Source organism: Sulfurimonas aquatica (genome assembly GCF_017357825.1).
Classification (GTDB): domain Bacteria; phylum Campylobacterota; class Campylobacteria; order Campylobacterales; family Sulfurimonadaceae; genus Sulfurimonas; species Sulfurimonas aquatica.
On sequence record NZ_CP046072.1, the window covers coordinates 1,596,363 to 1,614,766 of the forward strand.

21 protein-coding genes are annotated in these 18,404 nt (G+C 34.1%); 3 read left to right on the forward strand and 18 right to left on the reverse strand.

From position 1 onward, the window contains the following. Positions 1–71 precede the first annotated feature (71 nt). Entirely contained in the window at positions 72–638 is a 567-nt protein-coding gene (gene efp / locus GJV85_RS07645) for an elongation factor P (RefSeq protein WP_207560801.1), read from the reverse strand. A 96-nt stretch (positions 639–734) separates the two neighbouring features. Here efp and tgt point away from each other — a divergent pair, with 96 nt between their 5' ends. Beyond that, the gene (gene tgt / locus GJV85_RS07650) at positions 735–1,853 is read left to right on the forward strand and encodes a tRNA guanosine(34) transglycosylase Tgt (RefSeq protein ID WP_207560802.1); all 1,119 of its coding nucleotides are present in this window, start codon (positions 735–737) and stop codon (positions 1,851–1,853) included. Here tgt and GJV85_RS07655 read toward each other — a convergent pair. Then, positions 1,850–2,251, reverse strand: a complete 402-nt coding sequence (locus tag GJV85_RS07655) for a response regulator (RefSeq protein ID WP_207560803.1) — start codon at positions 2,249–2,251, stop codon at positions 1,850–1,852. The two genes, tgt and GJV85_RS07655, sit on opposite strands and share 4 nt — an antisense overlap. 56 nt (positions 2,252–2,307) lie before the next feature. After that, positions 2,308–3,510 carry an amidohydrolase family protein gene (locus GJV85_RS07660; RefSeq protein ID WP_207560804.1) on the reverse strand — a complete coding sequence of 401 codons (1,203 nt, stop codon included), beginning with the start codon at positions 3,508–3,510 and terminating at the stop codon, positions 2,308–2,310. A gap of 48 nt (positions 3,511–3,558) precedes the next feature. Here GJV85_RS07660 and lpxB point away from each other — a divergent pair, with 48 nt between their 5' ends. Continuing rightward, positions 3,559–4,602: a lipid-A-disaccharide synthase gene (lpxB, locus tag GJV85_RS07665; protein WP_207560805.1), complete on the forward strand. Its 1,044-nt coding sequence runs from the start codon at positions 3,559–3,561 to the stop codon at positions 4,600–4,602. On the opposite strand, the gene GJV85_RS07670 is transcribed toward lpxB, so the two are convergent. Then, positions 4,599–5,351: a DEAD/DEAH box helicase domain-containing protein gene (locus tag GJV85_RS07670; protein WP_207560806.1), complete on the reverse strand. Its 753-nt coding sequence runs from the start codon at positions 5,349–5,351 to the stop codon at positions 4,599–4,601. The two genes, lpxB and GJV85_RS07670, sit on opposite strands and share 4 nt — an antisense overlap. A gap of 119 nt (positions 5,352–5,470) precedes the next feature. Here GJV85_RS07670 and GJV85_RS07675 point away from each other — a divergent pair, with 119 nt between their 5' ends. After that, complete coding sequence (locus GJV85_RS07675) at positions 5,471–6,721, forward strand: DEAD/DEAH box helicase (RefSeq protein WP_207560807.1); 1,251 nt, start codon at positions 5,471–5,473, stop codon at positions 6,719–6,721. Positions 6,722–6,737: 16 nt separating this feature from the next. Here the strand turns inward: GJV85_RS07675 and GJV85_RS07680 are convergent, their stop codons facing one another. The 14 genes from GJV85_RS07680 to GJV85_RS07745 form a co-directional block, all read right to left on the reverse strand. Further along, positions 6,738–7,205, reverse strand: coding sequence for a DsrE family protein (locus GJV85_RS07680; protein WP_207560808.1), 468 nt, complete (start codon positions 7,203–7,205; stop codon positions 6,738–6,740). Between the two features lie 3 nt (positions 7,206–7,208). Beyond that, positions 7,209–8,129: a DUF302 domain-containing protein gene (locus GJV85_RS07685; RefSeq protein WP_207560809.1), complete on the reverse strand. Its 921-nt coding sequence runs from the start codon at positions 8,127–8,129 to the stop codon at positions 7,209–7,211. A 27-nt stretch (positions 8,130–8,156) separates the two neighbouring features. After that, entirely contained in the window at positions 8,157–8,594 is a 438-nt protein-coding gene (locus GJV85_RS07690) for a DsrE family protein (RefSeq protein WP_347402364.1), read from the reverse strand. After that, positions 8,591–8,974, reverse strand: coding sequence for a thioredoxin family protein (locus tag GJV85_RS07695; RefSeq protein ID WP_430739164.1), 384 nt, complete (start codon positions 8,972–8,974; stop codon positions 8,591–8,593). Before GJV85_RS07695 ends, GJV85_RS07690 begins: the two co-directional genes overlap by 4 nt. After that, entirely contained in the window at positions 8,962–9,864 is a 903-nt protein-coding gene (locus tag GJV85_RS07700) for an MBL fold metallo-hydrolase (protein ID WP_207560811.1), read from the reverse strand. Before GJV85_RS07700 ends, GJV85_RS07695 begins: the two co-directional genes overlap by 13 nt. A gap of 44 nt (positions 9,865–9,908) precedes the next feature. Beyond that, positions 9,909–11,393 (reverse strand): OprD family outer membrane porin, encoded by a 1,485-nt coding sequence (locus GJV85_RS07705; RefSeq protein ID WP_207560812.1) that lies wholly within the window; start codon positions 11,391–11,393, stop codon positions 9,909–9,911. Positions 11,394–11,462: 69 nt separating this feature from the next. Beyond that, positions 11,463–13,223: a thiosulfohydrolase SoxB gene (soxB, locus tag GJV85_RS07710; RefSeq protein ID WP_207560813.1), complete on the reverse strand. Its 1,761-nt coding sequence runs from the start codon at positions 13,221–13,223 to the stop codon at positions 11,463–11,465. A 10-nt stretch (positions 13,224–13,233) separates the two neighbouring features. After that, positions 13,234–14,007 (reverse strand): sulfur oxidation c-type cytochrome SoxA, encoded by a 774-nt coding sequence (gene soxA / locus GJV85_RS07715; protein WP_207560814.1) that lies wholly within the window; start codon positions 14,005–14,007, stop codon positions 13,234–13,236. A 3-nt stretch (positions 14,008–14,010) separates the two neighbouring features. Then, the gene (gene soxZ, locus GJV85_RS07720; RefSeq protein WP_207560815.1) at positions 14,011–14,346 is read right to left on the reverse strand and encodes a thiosulfate oxidation carrier complex protein SoxZ; all 336 of its coding nucleotides are present in this window, start codon (positions 14,344–14,346) and stop codon (positions 14,011–14,013) included. A gap of 82 nt (positions 14,347–14,428) precedes the next feature. Then, the gene (gene soxY / locus GJV85_RS07725) at positions 14,429–14,890 is read right to left on the reverse strand and encodes a thiosulfate oxidation carrier protein SoxY (RefSeq protein ID WP_207560816.1); all 462 of its coding nucleotides are present in this window, start codon (positions 14,888–14,890) and stop codon (positions 14,429–14,431) included. 14 nt (positions 14,891–14,904) lie between these two features. Beyond that, a complete protein-coding gene (soxX, locus tag GJV85_RS07730; RefSeq protein ID WP_207560817.1) occupies positions 14,905–15,426 on the reverse strand; it encodes a sulfur oxidation c-type cytochrome SoxX in 522 nt (173 codons plus the stop codon). Between the two features lie 80 nt (positions 15,427–15,506). Next, positions 15,507–16,664: a sensor histidine kinase gene (locus tag GJV85_RS07735; RefSeq protein WP_207560818.1), complete on the reverse strand. Its 1,158-nt coding sequence runs from the start codon at positions 16,662–16,664 to the stop codon at positions 15,507–15,509. Beyond that, a complete protein-coding gene (locus GJV85_RS07740) occupies positions 16,654–17,307 on the reverse strand; it encodes a response regulator transcription factor (protein ID WP_207560819.1) in 654 nt (217 codons plus the stop codon). The genes GJV85_RS07735 and GJV85_RS07740 overlap by 11 nt, the downstream gene beginning before the upstream one ends. Continuing rightward, a complete protein-coding gene (locus GJV85_RS07745; RefSeq protein ID WP_207560820.1) occupies positions 17,304–18,395 on the reverse strand; it encodes a cache domain-containing protein in 1,092 nt (363 codons plus the stop codon). The genes GJV85_RS07740 and GJV85_RS07745 overlap by 4 nt, the downstream gene beginning before the upstream one ends. Positions 18,396–18,404: the final 9 nt, after the last annotated feature.

The following is an 18,404-nucleotide window of genomic DNA, read 5'->3' on the forward strand; positions in this document are numbered from 1 at the left end:
TTCAAAGGGAGTAACTAAAAAGTCGCTCCCTTTATCATTGTTCTATTTCTATAAAAAAATTAAAAATCTACTTATTTAACTTTTCCTAAAAACTCACAATCTGCGGTATTTACTTTTATGAGATCACCCTCTAAAACATGGTAAGGTACTTGTACAACAGCACCAGTCTCAAGCGTAGCTGGTTTTTTACTTCCACTTGAAGTATCACCTTTAAAGTTTGGTGGTGTTTCAGTAATGATAAGTTCCATAGTCTCTGGCGGTTGTACTGAGATAGCTTGATCTCTAAAGAAGATCATCTCTACGTTTGTTCCGTCTTTTAACCATTTAGCCGCATCATCGCATGCATCATACTCAAGACCTAACTGGTCGTATGTTTCATTATCCATGAATTGGTACATTTCACCATCATCGTAAAGATACTGCATAGTTTTAAAGTCAATTATAGGCACTTCAAACTTATCTCCAGCATGAACAGTTTTTTCAACCACTTTACCGTTTAAAAAACTCTTCATTTTCATACGTACAAATGCTGCACCTTTACCTGGTTTTACATGTTGAAATTCTACGATTTTGTATGGTACTTCGCCTACGATTAAACGTACACCTTTTTTGATATCACTCATTCCGATAGTTGCCATTAGGTCACCTTGATAAAATATTTACCCCGATTTTACTATAAAGGTACTTAGAATGATATAATTGCGTACTATTTACAAACTAGGATATTAACAATTATGCAATTCACTCTAGAAGCTAGATCAAAAAATGCTCGTGCAGCAACTATTAAAACAGCACACTCAACTATAAAAACGCCAGTCTTTATGCCTGTTGGCACTATTGGTAGCGTTAAGTCACTTGACGCTGAAGACGTGTTAAATCTTTTAGGGGCGGAGATAATATTAGCAAACACTTATCATATGTATCTTCGTCCTGGCGATAAAGTAGTTGCTAAGATGGGCAAACTTCATAACTTCACAAAGTACCCAAAAAGTTTTTTAACAGATAGTGGTGGTTTTCAAGCATTTTCTCTCTCTGACATATCTAAGCCGATGGAAAATGGTATAGAGTTTCGCTCGCACATTGATGGAAGTAAACACTTTTTTACGCCAAAAAAAGTTATAGATATTCAGACAAATCTAGGTTCCGACATCATGATGATTTTGGATGACTTAGTAGCACTTCCTGCAACACAAGAACGCATTAAAGTATCTATTGAACGTACAACTGCTTGGGCGCAAGAGTCTATTGATTATTTTCGTTCTCAACAAGCAAAAGGTATATGTGTAGATCAAAATATATTTGCCATCATTCAAGGTGGAACTGACAAGGCCTTTCGTAAAAAAAGTGCTACAGAGTTATGTGCTATGGATTATGATGGTTTTGCCATTGGTGGACTATCAGTTGGAGAGTTAAACAAGGAAATGTACGACACAGTTGAGCATACCGTACAGTACATGCCAGAAGATAAACCGCGTTATTTAATGGGCGTAGGAACGCCTGAAGATTTGATAGAAAATATTGAACGCGGAGTAGATATGTTTGACTGCGTTATGCCAACTAGAAACGCAAGAAATGGGACTCTGTTTACTTCATTTGGTCGTATCAACATTAAAGGTGCTAAATTTAAAGAAGACACTTCACCAATTGATGAGGAGTGTCAATGTCTTACATGTAAAACATACTCACGTGCATACATAAGCCATCTCTTTCGCTCAAAAGAGTTGACATACTTCAGACTTGCAACTATTCATAATTTACACTATTACTTAAATCTCATGAGAGAAGTTAGAGCTGCTATTTTAGAAGATAAGTTTGCTGAGTTTAAAGAGGAATTTTATAGAAAAAGAAGCTAGTTTTGAGACTCTTTTTCTGCGGCTTTACGTTTTAATATTTCCGGTTTCATGAAGTGTTCAAAGTGTTCCGCGTTTATTGGTTTTTTTAAAAACCTGTGAATACCTATCTCTTTCATTTTCATATAGCTTTCTTTATTTTCATCACCACTAATGGCAAACATCGCATTTTTTAATCTTGGAAAACGAATATAGAGCATCTGTGCAAATTCATAACCATTTAAGCCTGGCATATTAATGTCAGTAAAGACTATATCAGCACCATTCATGTAGATAAATTCTAAAGCTTTGAAGCCATTTTCAAATGAAAATATCTCATTTTCATTAACACCTAAATCTTCAAGGTGTGCCTCGATTATCATTCTAATAGTAGCGGAATCATCTAGTATTATTATCTTCATTTCATAAGTATAATTAAGTCTGCCTAAAATATAACTTCATCTTATTTCATAATTTTTTATATAGTTACATTAACTCTAGAGACAAGACCACTTAACTCTTGATTGTTATAGAGTGAACCTATATCTTTTAGGACTTCACTTACTTTTGTATCAAAAAGAATTAAATCAGCTTTTTGGCCCACTTCAATACTTCCCGCAAGAAGTTTTATGCTCTGAGCAGGATTTCTAGAAGTCATCTGAAGTAATTCACTCATACTAATTAGTCCCGATTTTACAAGTTTCGTATAATAGAGTGGAAGAGCATAAGCTAAGCCGGTACAACCATATGCCGCATCATAAAACGCCACTTCTTTATTTACTGGAGAAGATGGTTGATGCAGTGTTGTCAAAATATCTATATCTCCATTTTTAAGAGCTTCTTGAAGTTTTAGCATATCTTCATGACAAGCAAGTGGTGGGTCAAGTTTTGCCATTGTGTTAAATCCCTCACAAGCCTCATCAGAGTTTATAATATGATGAATAGAGACTTCACAGCTTACTTTTACACCCTCTTTTTTAGCCTTTGCGATTAGCTCAACTGAACGCGGAGACGCTATAGCTTTAAAGAGTATCTTAATATCAAAATATTTAGCTATCTCTATCATACGAGAGACATGAAGTACTTCGCTAAGCTCAGGTATGCCTGCTAGCCCTAGCTTTGAGCTAACGTCTCCATCGAGCATAACTCCTGCGTTTATTAAAGAGTTGTCTTCAGCCTTACAAAAAATAGTCACATCGTACATCTTTGCATACTCCGCAATTTTAATGGCGATGTTATTTTTTGCAATGGTGCTCATAAAAGGAGCGACTACACCTTTTTTAAGAAGTATCGCGATGTTAGAGAGCGTCATATCCTCTTTTAAGGCATTTAGCATGAGGTCTATTTTCACGCCGTCTACACCACTAATACCATGTTGCGCAAACTCTAAAACTACTTCATTATCAATAGCGGGAGTTGAATCTGCGTTTAATATGATATGCCCTACTCCACCATGCTTAGCTTCCTCAGATATTGCTAGTATATTTTTGGCGTTTAATTGAGAGTCGAGAACTCTTACATTTGTATCTACAAGTGATGGAAGAAGATAAGCACCCTTAGCGTCTAAAATCTCATCCGATTCTAAATTGTGACCTATCTTTGTTATAAGACCATTTTCTATGAGAACGTCAACTTCTTTTTCCCCGTTAACATCACATACAACTGCATTTGATATAACCATTTTAAGACCACCTTCGATATAATGTTGTAATTATAGCATAGGATTTTCATGAAGATTTTAGTATCTGCACTTGAGCACTCGGCAAACGTTCACCTTAAATCTTTAAAACAAGAACTCAGTAGTGATGTCGAGTTTATCGGTATATTTGACTCTGAACTTGGCGACTCCATCATTGACTTAAGAGCTTTAGCCATAATGGGTTTTGTAGATGCAATGAAAAAGCTTCGTTTCTTTTTTAAACTCAATACTCAGATGCTAGAACTTGCAAAAGACGTAGATAAGATTTTGCTCATAGACTCATCTGGTTTCAACCTTCCACTTGCAAAAAAAATAAAAAAGAAATACCCACATAAAGAGATAATCTACTACATTCTACCTCAAGCTTGGGCATGGAAGAAAAAACGCATACCTATACTTGAGAGGACTATAGACCATTTAGCTTCCATCTTACCTTTTGAGTCTGACTACTACTCTAAAGATGCTCATATAGAGTATGTAGGGCATCCTCTACTTGACCAAATAAAAGAGTTTAAACAATCAATCAATAAAGATGTAAAAGAAGTCGCGTTTATGCCAGGGAGTAGAAAGGGCGAGATAAAAAAACTGATGCCAATCTTTTTAGAACTTATAGATATTCTTGACATAAACGCCACTATCATCATTCCAAAGCATTTCAGCAGCCAAGATATAAAAGAGTTATATGGAGATATTGATGGGATTAAAATCTCCAATGAGCCACATAAAACACTTCTAGAGTCTGACTTTGCTTTTATATGCAGTGGTACAGCTACTCTTGAAGCAGCGCTTATTGGAGTGCCTTTTATTTTAAGCTATGTTGCTAAACCGCTAGATTATTTTATAGCTTCGCGTTTAGTAAAGATAGAGTACATAGGCCTAAGTAACATTATGTTTAATCAGTTTAAAAACAGTACCCTTCATCCTGAGTTTATACAAGAAGATGTAACTGTAAATAATTTGATTCAATCTTTTAATGAGTATGATCGAGAAGAGTTTTTTGAAAAGTCTAAGGAGCTTAGAGCCTATCTAAAACATGGTAGTTCTAAAAGAGTAGCTCAGATTATAGAGGATTAAGAGTCTGAAGGTTCAGAACTCTCTTCTTTTGGTTTTCTCGCTTTAATACTTATCTTTTTACCTACTTTTGTTGGAGCGGTGTATCTCTCTTTAGGTTTACCATCATAGCCATGATTTCTCTCTCCACTTTTTCCAGAAAATATCGCTTTTCCATTTTCATCTTTACCTAAAAACTTATTTGGATCTTTTTTCTTCTTCGCCCATTTATCGTCACCCTCACGTTTAGGTTTGTCAGATTTTGGTTTTTTCTCAACAGTCGCATCTTCATGGCGTTTTTTAGCTATCTCTGTTATCTCTTCTTTAGAGAGTTTTTTAACATGTGGTCTTTCAACTTTTTCTACAACAGGATACTCATAACCCTCAACAACCTCTTGCTTAATCGCACGTCCAAGAAGCATCTCTATCTGATGGAGGTCTCTTTGCTCACTTTGGTCAAGTAAGATATTTGCTTGCTGTGTAGCCTTAGAAATACGAGCCATATAGACAATGGCTTTTATAGGTAAATCATAGCTGATAAGATACTGACAACTGAGCTCTTTATCTTTTACTAAATCCTTATCCTCCATAACTTTTATCTCTTTGTTATCTAGTTTATCGATAATATCTTGAGCATTTCCAGAGGTTACAACTAAAATGTCAAGTTTTTTATCTTGAGCAATAATGTCATTTAAAAGATCCATCTTTTTGTCATTTGGACATTGATATACACGATGGTTGTTAGGTTTGATAGCGATTTGATTTGATGACATTAAAGTTCCTCTAAAATATTTGTAAAATTATATCCATAATAAGCATAAATTATGCTATTATGAAGACAAATATAAATCAGACTTCCAAAGAGAAGTTTATAATTAAAATTAGGAATAATATGACATTCAAAGATTTGGGGCTAAGTGCTCCTTTACTAAAAGCAATAAGTGAGCAAGGGTATGAAACTCCTACACCTATTCAAGAACAAGCAATACCGGTAATACTCGCTAAAAAAGATATTTTAGCTGGAGCACAAACGGGAACTGGAAAAACTGCTGGTTTTACTCTTCCAATACTAGAACTACTTACAAGATCAAAGCATCAAGATAAAAAACATCAGATAAAAGTACTTATACTTACTCCAACACGCGAACTTGCAGCTCAAGTGGGAGAGAGCGTAGAACTTTACTCAAAGCATCTTCCATATAAGTCTACCATCATTTTTGGTGGTGTTAAGATAAACCCACAACTTGTAGCACTTAGAAAAGGCGTTGATATCGTTATAGCAACGCCAGGGCGTCTGCTTGATCATATCTCTCAAAAGAGTATAGACCTAAGCCATGTTGATTATCTTATCCTAGATGAAGCGGATAGAATGCTTGATATGGGTTTTATTAACGACATAAAAAAAGTTATAGCAGTTATACCTCCACAAAGACAAACGCTACTATTTTCAGCAACGTATTCTGAAGAGATCAAGAAGCTTTCTAACAAACTTTTAAAGGCTCCTACTCTTATTGAGGTAGCTCGTGCAAACACTTCAAGTGAAATAGTAAAGCAAGCTGTTTACCCAGTAGATAAAACTCGTAAACGCGAACTACTTACTCACCTTATCAATGAAGGACAGTGGAAACAAGTTCTAGTTTTCACACGTACTAAACATGGTGCAAATCGTCTAAGTGGTCAACTTGAAACAGATGGCATAACATCAGCGGCTATTCATGGAAACAAGAGTCAAAACGCAAGAACAAAAGCACTTGCTGACTTTAAAGCTGGAAAAGTAAGAGTTCTTGTTGCAACAGATATAGCTGCACGTGGAATAGACATCGATCATCTACCTCATGTTGTAAATTATGAGCTTCCAAATGTAAGTGAGGATTATGTTCACCGTATAGGTAGAACAGGTCGTGCTGGTAATGAGGGTGAAGCTATCTCCCTTGTATGTGTTGATGAAGATGAGTTTTTAGCGGGCATTGAAAAACTTATTAAAAAAGATATACAAAAAGTGTGGCTTAAAGGTTTTAAACCAGATCCAAGTATAAAAGCGGAACCTATAAATATGGGTGGAAATCGTGGAGCGAGAAATAAGCCTCGTGGTGGAAATGGTGGAAACCGCAACGGTGGTGGTTCTCAAAGAGGTAGAAGATAAACTCTTCTACTACCGATTAGTAATCTCTTACTGGAAGGTAAGCAAAACCTTCATTTTGTCTTTCAATTAGAGCCATAGTAGAGTTTGGAACTATCTTCACAAAACTCATAATATTTTTTGGATCTAGTTTATGCTTTTTTACTCCAACTCCACACATATAAAACTTCACTCCGTATGTGTCAGCCATAGAAGCAATTCTCTTTTTTAACTCAGAATGAACTTTAACTAATTCAGTATCATCTTTGTACTTAGTACTTTGAAGATCATTTACAAAAAACCTATAAGAGCCACCATGAATAACCACAGCAACTTCAAAATCTTTAAATTGACTCTCAAAATTAGCTTTATTAACTGCTACACCTTTTAAAATATGTTTTTCAAATGTTTCAACTTTTGCAGTTGTCAAATCGAAAACCACCTTAGCAGACTCATCATCTCCAAACAAAAAACTAATCAATGCGAACAGAACTAGTAAAGCTTTCATATCTTACTCCGTTATATCTTTTAAAATAGATTCAAAGTCTTTTTGTGCTTTCATGAGTACATCATGAGCATTTTTATCTTCGATTCTTGCACTACTTAACCAGTTGTAAACAGCTGGAAAACCTACTACTATCTTATCTTCATCTTTCTTCTTATACACCATTGTCGTACATGGTGCGAAAGCTGATGCTTCTGGTCTTGTCTTAGCAACATTATATATTACTTTTAATTTACAAATAGAGTAAGTATCATAAAAGTCATATGGACTATCTACACTACCCTCTTGAGTAAGCTCTTCATTGTAGTCCATAAAACTCGGCATTACAAATCCAAAAGGCTCAAAACCAGCTTCAAGATTCATCTCAAACTCTTCTCTCATATCAGCCCAATCTTCACCATCTAAATCCATTTCATATTGTGTCACTAAGTTACGTGACTCTTTTAAACTATCTTTACTAATATTATGCTTTGCATTAGGTAGTAAATTATTCACTACTTTAAGTGCCGCTTTTTCTATTTTTTTAAGTATTACTGTATCACTTCCAAGTATTTTTGCCTGTGTTTCAGCAGTTAGCATGGATATGTGAAGTGTATCTTCATTTGCACCTTGATATATACCAACACCCATTGGAATAAAAACACCTGCTTGTGGATATTTATTTACTAAATCTTTTGAGAACTCTGTATGATATACAGTTAAAAGTGTGAAGACCTTAAAGTCTGTCTGTTGAAACTGCTTTGTAAAAGGGCCATTCATCTCAGAGTTTATCCCTAAAGAGAAACCATTTTTAGTAAACGCCTCTTCTATTATTAGGGGTGTTATCTTCCCTGACTTATTATTAACTTCAAAAAGGTGTAGATCACCTTGTGCTTGTAAAGACACTACACTCATAAGTGCAACTACAAATAAAACTATTTTTTTCATATATTTTTCCTTATATTTTTATATTGGTTAAGGAATTATATTCACCCAACCATCTTGTATTCTCTCTACCATTTCAGCCACACCAGCTGTAACGATATCACTCCCATCAATAAGCTCATCCTCTGTTATTTTTTTTGTTTTCATTGTATTGCCACAGGCAACAAACTCAACATCAAGAAGCATTAAAGCTTCTACTCTTAGAGCTATATCTTTATATTTTTTCTCTAAAGCTTTTATGCCATGATAGTATGCGATGATTTTCATCTCTACATTTTCAGGTCCATAAAACTTCAAAACATTGTTTGCAGTACTAAGTACATGATGAATCGCTTCATCATCTGCACTTTTGATGCTAAACATAATCTGTCTAGGATTATCTATTGCAGGCTTAGGCTCTGCAAACTCTGTTTCTGCAGATACCATAATACACAAGCTGAGTAAAATCAACGTAAACTTTTGAATCATTTTATTCCTTTTGTTAAATCTTTAAAGTCCTCTATAGACCATGAACCAGGAACCTTTTTTAAAACTTTTTGATTCTTATCTAAAAAGAAAAAAGTAGGTGTAAAATAGACTTTAAGTTCTAATGGTATCTCATCATGATCAAGATTAATCTCTACAGGTATAAATCTCTGGTTTATCCACTCAAGCATCTCTTTATCTTGAAAAACATTCTTCTTCATATCTTCACAGTAGTGACAACCATCTCTAACTACATCAAGCATAATAACTTTGTTACTCTTTTTTTGTATTTCTAATGCTTCTTCATAAGTATAAAAATCTTTTGCAAAAATAGAGACACAAGCTAATGCTAATAATATAACAACAAGTCTCAAATTCCCCACTCCAACATTCTGTATGCTGTCTCAACATTATTTCTATGCATAGAGTCATAAAGGTTAATATTTTTATACTCTTTCATCTCTAATGCATTTACTACATCAGCTATCTCTTCACCATCTTCTAACATTTGCGTAACGCCATCTCGTAAATCTTTTATATAGTTATATGTCATCTCAATAGAGTCATTTCTAATCATCTTACCGTGGCCACCAATAATATACTTGGTATCTAAAGACTTAATCTCATCTAAAGCATCAAGCCAACCATTCAATTCTCCATCCCTTATAGAGGGAATTCTATCATTAAAAACTAAGTCTCCTACGAAAACTATTTTCATCTGTGGAATGTAAACGTAAAGATCACTATTAGTATGCGCTTTTTGATTTACACTTTTAATTTTTACTTCTTTTTTATTTATTCTTAAAGTTATTTGATTCTCAACAAATATAGTTGGTTTAATTTGTTTAGTCTGAGTGTATGACTCTGCCGTAACTCTTTTTTGCATTCTAGTTATATCTTCAATTGCTAACTCTTCAAACGCTAATGAACCGATAATTTTAGCACCTACTGTTACATAATAACTATTACCAAGCCAATGGTCATCGTGAACATGTGTATTTGCAACATAAGAGATTGGAAGATTTTTTATTTTTTTGATTTCTTCATACGCCTGTGAGGCATATGAAAATGTAGAACCACTATCTATCACAAGATAGCTAGCTCCCATATTAACAAAGCAGGAATTAGAAATATTCCCATTGTTATGCTCGTCCATCACTTCTGAGTGTCCAAAAAAGCAGTGAGTATACTCACCAACTTTTTGGGGGTGAAGTTTGTAGTCAAAGGAGAGGAGAGAATTGACAAATAATAAACTCAGTAATAGTGACTTCAAAGCATAACTCCTTTTGTAAATATGTAAAACTATTAAACTACTCTCTAGAAGAGGTAGTTTATCTCAAAACGATATTCGTTGTATGATTGAGTATCTACATCATTATCTCTCATACCAAGACGGAATTTTGCATACAGATCAGGTGTGAATTTTTCAATTACATCGATGTGTAACATATTACTATCAGACTGAAGGTTTGTTTTCACTTCATCAAAGTCTTGTATTGCGTAACGAACCATTGCACTTAAACCTGAAACTATTTTCGCTTTTCCAAAGTCATAGTGTACTTCAGCAGCAGTTGTTTTTGTGTTTGCGTACCAGTTATACTGTGCCATAGCACGAGTATAGCCACCGGTTGGGAATCCACGCCATGGAGCTACGATATCTGCTTCATCAGCAACTGTAGAGTAAGCAATCTGAGCTTTTAGAGGACCCTGTTTTAAAACTAAACGTGCCATTGTTAAAGATGAATCAAGCGAGTTGGCACTTTTATATCCGTTATTTGTATAAGTAGCTGTATTACCTGTCCAAGTAACATTTTTTCCATCTAGACTTGAACCACCAACTTCACCACCACCATTGTCAAATTGTTGCATATGACGTACACCTGGAGTTAAAGAAAAACCACTAGGAAGAGCAATTTTGTAGTTTAATTCACCTGTAAGTGATGAAACAACACCTGGTACTGAACCGAATGTCACATCAACTTTTAAGTTCTCAATGGATTTATTTTGTAGGTCAGCAACAATTAACTTATTCTCGGTATCTTTCCCTGCTGCTTTAAAATTCGCCCAAGTTAATCCACCATGTTTTGCAGAATCATCATTACCTGCATATTTATCCCAAGAGTCTGTGGCATTTTCACTCGTACCAACAGTGATTACATCATGAGATGTAGTATGACTACGAAGTTTTTGTGTTGTAAAGTATGCACCACGAACTCTTGTTTGTGGGAGGTCTTTGTTCTCAACCACTAAACCAGTAAAAGTATTTGGCATCATTTTTGTGTCATTTGATTTAGTTAAAAATGATTCAAAAATTTGATCACCAAGCTTAACTGTTGTTTTCCCTGCACTATATTGTAAATAGGCTTGACCAAGTACAGCCATAGTCCAGTCATCTGTTGTTAGGACATTATAACGACTGAATAGATCATTTCCCATTTTAGCACTAGGAGCTTCACTTCGCTCTAAAGTTGTATATGGTACAGTTGAAAAGTATCCAGCAGCAGTTGCACTGAAACCTTTGAACGATGCAGTTTTGTAAATCATAGAACCACCGAGACCAAGTACTTTGTGATCTAGAGCAGCCGGATTTGCAGAATCATACATAAATGAGTTCATACGTAAACGACCGTAAAAAGTACCATCTGTAAAAGCCTCAGTAATACTATTGGCTTTTCCTGGAAGTGTATTATACACCTCCATCATATTTCCTTTAAGCTCGCGTTTTGGTTTCTCATCTGCATTAACTGATGTAGCTAGTAAACATACGGCAGCAGTAACTGCACTGATTTTTAATAATTTCATATATATTCCCTTTTTTATTTAATAAATAATGTATTTATATGATGGCCATAATTACCATCATATATTAAACTAACAACTAGTGGAGCCCTTAACTGGACAACCACAATCGTAATCTAGTAAAGTAACATTCCCTTCATTACTTACATCAACTACTTTTTCTCTTTTAATATAATCTCTTGTTACATCATACACAGGTCTAATCTTCTCTTTTTGAAGATTAGTTCCTGCATTTTGTAAGTTTCCGCCCCAAGATGATACCACATATGTTTTTGTCAAATCAATTGGTTTACCACCAATTTTCAGATCAGAAATACGTTCTCCAGCTTTATTTGCAACGGCGATACTATAAGTAACGCCACCAAGGCGACTCATATCTCCACCTTGTTGATAAAGTGGGTTTGCATTAAAAACATTATCTGCTATATCTTCTAAAAGAGTAGCAATCTGTTTTCCACTTAAATCAAATGTATAAACATTAGGGTAAGTGATACCACACATCTCATATACATTGTCCATTAAGATGTCTTCACCAGCTAGAACTGTTGTTCCCCATCTATATCCTGGAGTAAACGCCATATCACACTTCATCTCATCCATGATAGCATCATTTATGAGCTGATCAAAAGTCGAGAAAAATGTATCGCGTTTATAGAGTATATTTTTAGTTTTACCTAAAACCTCATTCATCTCAGCATCATAAGGAGCATATAACTCATTTACAAGTTTTACACCCTCAGGGTCTGCTGGAATAATGTTTGAAGCAATTGGCACTAGTTTATAACTATAATCTAAAACTTTTCCATCTTTAGCATCTATATCTAAACGCCCTACATATTTACCATGACTACCTGCGATTACAATCACAGTTCCATCAATAGTAATAGGTTGAGGAGAAGGATCATGTGTATGTCCACTAAGTATAAAGTCAATACCGTGAACCTTACGAGCAACCTCTTGATCAACACTAAATCCATCATGAGAAAGAACAACCACACAATCAACTTTATGCTCATCTCTTAACTCATTTACATACTCTTGAAGAGTTTCAAGTCTAAGACCAAAACTCCAACCCTCTGTAAACTCTTTAGGGTTTGCAGTTGAAGTAAATGGAAAAGATTGACCAATAATACCGATCTTCGCTCCACCCTTCTCTTGAATTGTATATGGTTCAAAAATAAGTTCTTCATACTCATCTGCAAATGGATCATTTCCAATTACGTTTTGAGTAACAAACTTAGCATCTAACATCTCAATCAGTTCAAGAACTCTCTCTTTACCATAAGTGTATTCCCAGTGACCAACCATCACATCAACACCAAGATAATTTTGAGCTTTAACTATAGCTTCACCACGAGTCTTAAGAGCTACACCAGTTCCTTGCCAAGTATCACCAGAATCTAAAAATAGTACATTATCTGCACCACGTTCCATTCTTACATGATCAAGGTAAGTTTTCATATGAGCTATACCACCCATTTTTCCAAACTTCTTCGCTAACTCTTCAAAATCAATATGTGTATCAAAATAAGCATCTAATGAACTAGGTTCTAATCCATAATGCTTAGCAAATGCTTCACCACATAAAAATCCAGGTGTTCCCACAAGGTTAGGAGCAGAGATCAAAGTAGATGGCTCTCTCCAATAGAGTGGCTTTATATGCGCATGAATATCACACATATGTAAAAGTGTAAAGTTACCAGTTGCTTTAAAGTCATATATATCTTTTAGAGATATTTGAGCAGGTACTTTTGGAGAGATACAGCCAGCTGTGGCTGCACCAAGTCCAAAGATTGCTGCGATATGCATAAAGTCACGTCTTGAAATATCCATCTAAACCACCCTATCTTTTAAGGCCGGGAATAGCAATTTCCGCACCCTTAGCTTGATGTGTTAAGTATACTTCTAGTGCTACCATTTCAGGTGATCCAAGAGGAATAACCGCTAATAGTGCATTATTCATACAGCCTTGAAAACGACGAGGCAGTGTACGTAGAGATGACTTTGTCATTCTATATCCTGGCCATGTTGCAGCTACTGCAACACCTTTTGCACTTAAGTCAGGTAGTGGCTGTGTTCTTAAAACTGTTCCAATAACATCAGAAGAGTGACAAGAGTTACAAGATAGTCCACGTCCACCACGAGGTGTCATATAAGTTTTTTCACCAAGAGCATAAGCCTCTTTCATATGCTTGTTAGCATTAATGTCGATGTTACTTTTTTCACCATTTGCAAGAGTTTTTACATATGCACTCATATCAAACATATCTGAACTTTTAAGTTTAAATGGTTTATGTCCATTTTTACTCATTAGTCCTTGAAGTACTTGATCAACTCCAACAACTTGCTTGAACTCTTTAATGTAACGAGGAAAACCTGCTATATACTTTGGTAAGTCATCTTCACTTACACCTAAAAACTTTGCAAGTCCAGCATCGCCACCACAATACTCACCTAAGAGTTCTTCACCATTTGCTACCATCATGTCAGCAGGGTTATTCTCTAACATCTCCGCATACATTGCACGGTCAGCATCACTCATTGCAAACTGTTCACCACCAAAAGATAGTGATGAAAGAAGAGCAATAGAAAGAGCTATTTTAATTCCTGTTTTCATTGATTATCCTTTTGGTTTAATCTTCTTAGATGTTTCATGTACTTCACCAGTGCTATCAGTGAAAGTAACTTTTAACTCACCTTTTCCATCAACTTTCATGTATGTAGTAAAAACTGGATTAGTTGAAAGTGATTCCCAAACAGTCATGTTTGTAATCTCTTTACCTTTATAGTTAAACTTTACACTATTGATATATTTTGCAGGTATAAGCTCTTTAGTTTTTTTATCTTTTTGAGTACCTGTATCCATTGGGTGCATAACCATAAAACTTACTTTTACAATTTCACCATCTTTAAATTTTTTTGGTTTGATTTTTATCAGTGATTTTCTTTTAGCCATTTTAATTTCCTATATTTTTATTTTCTATCTTAAATATCTAGCTCTTAGAGCTTTTACTCATTCTTTTCAAAAATGGTTAGAATCAACCACAACCACCGATAGTAACTTTTACATTTTGTGAAGCCATTAAGAACTCACCACTACTTAACTCTACTAAAGCGATAACATCTTGAGTTCCACCAAGTTTAATACGAGTTGAAAACATTGCTTTACCGTTTGCAGGTGTAAGATTAACATCTATAGAGCGTGCATTGAAATTTTTTGAAGCTAAAATATGAATAGCTTTTACATAGTTGTCTGAAGTCATTGGAGAATCAACATTTACAGTTACTGGAACAACTGCACCATTTTCAGCAATCTCTGGAGTTTTAAGCTTAACTTTTGAAGAAACTTTAGCAGTTTTTCCACCTGTTATTGCATCTAGTGCTGTTTTATATGTCATTGCGTTTTTACTTTTTGCTCCACTTGCGAAACTTATCGTTGGAGTAAGTGCAGTAGCAGCTGCAACAACACCTAATTTTTTAAAAAAATCTCTTCTTTGCATAATTTAATTTCCTTTTATTTTTTTGATACTATATATGATGTTAAGTCACATATCTCTTTTTCATTAAACAACTTAGTAGCTAAGTTAACTGTCATGTGAGTATTTGGGTTTTCAACACGAGGATCGGCAATTTTTTGATAAACAAACTGATTGTCTCTAGCTCCACTTTCTATGAACATTGACTTGTATCCTGTTAAATCAGGACCAATGTTTCCAGCACCAATAGCACCCTCAATGTTATGACAAGCCACACAGTTTCCATACTGCTTGTTCTTCCCATTCTGTTTACGAGAAAGTCCTTTTGGAGGATTTTTCTTAGCTTTTTTTCCATTTAAATTATGGAACATAAAAGCACCCCTAGCTATAGAGTCTTTATCGTCCGTAACACAGTTAGCTGGCATTTTATATGTCGTTGCACCTGGAAACAGATCTTTTTCTATCATCTTACTTGCATTTGGTTTCTCAATTACACTACTATAATCAGCAGCGAATAGTGAAGCAGTTACAAGTAGTGATATCATTACAGTTTTTTTCACTTATTCTTCCTCCATTTGTTATTTCAGAGGCAGTATAACTTTGAAGTGTAAAATAAGTGTAAAATTAAATTTATTTGCAGTTATTGTGAATAAGTTGTGGGAAATATGTATAAAAATCGACTTCCATGATCTAGAGTAGAGTCAATTTTGACTTCAATCTTTTCTTGTTTTATAATAGAGTTTACGATATTTAATCCAATACCAAACCCACCCTTACTTGTATCTTCTCTGTAGTATCTATTGAAAATCTCATCTGTATTTTCAATTCCAACACCATAATCTTTAAAGCTTAGATGACATTGTGAGTCTTTCATATAGAGTTTAATCTCTATTTTTGAGTTTTCATGAGAATATTTAATGGCGTTTGATAAATTGTTATCAATTAAACGCTGGAGTTGCTTCTCATTCATATTTACAAAGCCACACTCATCAATAGTAGATTCAATCACTATCTCTTTCATCTGTGCAACTTCTTCAAAGTATTCTACTCTTTCTTTTAGGAATGTACCGAGATTGATATCGATTTTTTCATGTTTTAGTCTCTCATTTTTAATCAAATAATCCATATCATTATATATATTTGAGAGTACTTTTACAGCAGCTTTCATTCTCTGCATATATTTATTCTGCTCATGCTTACGATTGTATAGATCTATATTTACACTTATAATGGACAGGGGTGTATTTATCTCATGCATAGAATCTTTAATAAAAGTATCGAGTTGATTATTTATCTTTTTAAATGGCTTAGCAAAACTTTGCAGGAAAAAAACACTCAGTATAAAAATCAGAACGACTATACTAAAAAGTATGAGTAAAACTCTTTCATATACTGGTGCAAATGAGAGTACATTATGCACTATTAGATAACTTGAGCTAAAATATTTTTCTTTTGGTAGTTTTACAATGAGGTAAGCATCATTATCATCTAAATGATAACCATTTTTAAAATATTTTATTTTTGACTTAATCAAAGAGAAGATTGGTTTAAAACTTTCATCATATAATCCTGAATCAAATGTTTTAAATCTCGGGTATTCAAAATACTCTTCATTTTGATTGTACTCCTGCATCGCTTTTACTATAAGAAGTGATTTCTCCTTTAGTAGAAGCTCATTTTGCAAAGAGTGTATACTTTTCATATATATTAAATAATAAAAAAGTGGTGCCAAAAGTATAATAGATACTAAACTAGTATATATTAGTGCATATTTGGCAGAGTATTGACTATCTTTCAATTATATAACCTAATCCTCGTCTATTTTGGATTATAGACTCTGGTAGTTTTTTACGAAGATTATTAAGCTGTACTCTAATAGTTGCAGGTTCTACATACTCACCCCATACTTCATCTTGAAACATCTGCGTTGAGACTAAAGAGTTTTTATTTTTAATGAGTACCTCTAGGAGCTCTTTTTCTGTTTTACGTAGTACAATTTCATCTTCTCCCATAGTGAGTTTAGACTTCTTTAAATCATAAAATACATTATCCGCAAGTGTAACAATACTTCCATCATTTTTAAGTGTACTTGCAAGTGCCTGATCGATTCTAAGTTCTAACTCCGCTAAATCAAAAGGCTTTCTTATATAGTCACAGCATCCGCGTTTATACCCCTCTTTTAAATCATCTACATCTGTCATAGATGTTAAAAATATTGCAGGTGTTTTAATTCCATCTTCTCTAAGTTTTTTAAGAAGTTCAAAACCAGTTAATGAAGGTACATTTACATCAAGCAGAAGCAGGTCATATGATTTATCATATACTCCATCGTATGCCTTAAGCCCATCAGTAAAACCATCTACATTGTAGCCTAGGTCACTCAAAAATTCTTCTATACTTATACGTAGCGAATATTCATCTTCTAAAAGTAAGATTCTCATTTAATTTTCCCATCTATTTTTTTAACTACCTGTCTATCTAGCATCATCTGAATTAGTTCATCTTTTGTATAACTATCTAGTTTATTATACACTTCATCAAAAAACATCTCTCTATCCTCTTTATCAATTACATCTTGAAGATAAACAAAAGAGTTGGCATCATATGAAGTATATATATTTTCATTATATTTCTCATCTTTGACTATCTCATAAAGATCACTTCTCGTGATATTTACTAAAAAGGATATATCATCATTAGGGTTTCTAAAGTACTCTAAATAAACTTCAGGTAGAACAAAAACAAACCCACCAATATTTTGCATATTTCCATCATACATATTTTCATAAAATATATACTTACTATCCTTGTATATTACTCTATTTAGTTTTAACTCTTTAAAATCAATCTTTTTAAGTGTCTGAATATGATTGTAGTTATAGTTTCTATTTGCCACAACATAATCATCAACAGTTAGGTTTTGCATCATAAGTACGGCACTCTCAAGATGATCAACATCTAGGAGTACATAAAGTTCAACACCCATACTCGCAAAGAACTCTGTTATAGATTTAAAAAAAGATATAACCTCGATGTAACCTAAGAAAATACCATCTTTATAGATAGGGACTGTCGACTTGTTACCTAAACGCCTACCAATCTCTACAGATGCTCGTGGCGTTTTGTTTGTTTTAAAATAATCTAAATCTTTTCTAAAGTCACCAATTGGCATTCCTGCATATATATCATCCCAACTTCTAGCAAAAATGTTAAGTTCATTAGTAATCACCTGTGCTCTAATATGCATTTTTGTATTTTCTTCTATAGACTTTGTCATATCTGAAAGTATTTCATAGCCGAGGTCTTCATCATCATTTTCTAGTGCATCTATAAGAGCTCTGTTTTTTGAAAGAAGCAGAGCAACTTTTAAGTCATCCATCTGATGCTTTTTTAGTTCTCTATTTATGTTTAAAGAGAGTTGATCTAAAATATTATCAATTTTTTCCTCTTTAAGCTCTTGCTTCATGATAATTGTGAAAAAAGAGATTAAGACGATAAGAGCGAAAAAGAGTATATATATTTTTTTCACGGAGTAGCT